Here is a 1,369-nt window from a genome sequence, read left to right on the forward strand (position 1 = left end):
TTTTAATCATGTATATAACGTAACGAGAATCAATAACTGTTCTCTAGAAAGGAGGTATTCCAGCCGCACCTTCCGGTACGGCTACCTTGTTACGACTTAGCCCCAATTATCGGTTTTACCCTAACACGCTCCTTGCGGTTACATGCTTTAGGCACCCCCAACTTTCATGGCTTGACGGGCGGTGTGTACAAGGCCCGGGAACGTATTCACCGCGTCATTGCTGATACGCGATTACTAGCGAATCCAACTTCATGAGGTCGAGTTGCAGACCTCAATCCGAACTGTGAATGGCTTTTCGAGATTAGCATCACATTACTGTGTAGCTGCCCGCTGTACCATCCATTGTAGCACGTGTGTAGCCCCGGACGTAAGGGCCATGATGACTTGACGTCGTCCCCACCTTCCTCACAGCTTACGCTGGCAGTCTGTTTAGAGTCCCCACCTTCACATGCTGGCAACTAAACATAGGGGTTGCGCTCGTTGCGGGACTTAACCCAACACCTCACGGCACGAGCTGACGACAGCCATGCAGCACCTAGTTTCCTGTCCCGAAGGACTTATCTATCTCTAGATAATTCAGTAACTTTCAAGCCCGGGTAAGGTTCCTCGCGTATCATCGAATTAAACCACATGCTCCTCCGCTTGTGCGGGCCCCCGTCAATTCCTTTGAGTTTCACCCTTGCGGGCGTACTCCCCAGGTGGATAACTTAACGCTTTCGCTAGGACGCTGACACTATATCGCCAACATCGAGTTATCATCGTTTAGGGCGTGGACTACCAGGGTATCTAATCCTGTTCGATCCCCACGCTTTCGTGCATCAGCGTCAATAATGACTTAGATAGCTGCCTTCGCAATCGGAGTNTGTATATCGCCAACATCGAGTTATCATCGTTTAGGGCGTGGACTACCAGGGTATCTAATCCTGTTCGATCCCCACGCTTTCGTGCATCAGCGTCAATAATGACTTAGATAGCTGCCTTCGCAATCGGAGTTCTGAGACATATCTATGCATTTCACCGCTACTTGTCTCATTCCGCCATCTTCAACCACATTCAAGCCCATCAGTATCAAAGGCACTGCGACAGTTAAGCTGCCGTCTTTCACCCCTGACTTAATAGGCCGCCTACGCACCCTTTAAACCCAATAAATCCGGATAACGCTCGGATCCTCCGTATTACCGCGGCTGCTGGCACGGAGTTAGCCGATCCTTATTCTTCCAGTACATTCAGCTTACTACACGTAGTAAGGTTTATTCCTGGACAAAAGCAGTTTACAACCCATAGGGCAGTCATCCTGCACGCGGCATGGCTGGTTCAGAGTTCCCTCCATTGACCAATATTCCTTACTGCTGCCTCCCGTAGGAGTCTG

1 rRNA gene is annotated in these 1,369 nt (G+C 50.0%); it reads right to left on the bottom strand.

Features of this window, described 5'->3' with window-relative positions:
- Positions 1–47: 47 nt before the first annotated feature.
- Positions 48–1,369 (bottom strand): 16S ribosomal RNA (locus tag GOQ17_RS16005); the annotation flags it as partial.

It is taken from the genome of Sphingobacterium composti, assembly GCF_009829075.1.
Taxonomy (GTDB): Bacteria; Bacteroidota; Bacteroidia; order Sphingobacteriales; family Sphingobacteriaceae; genus Sphingobacterium; species Sphingobacterium composti.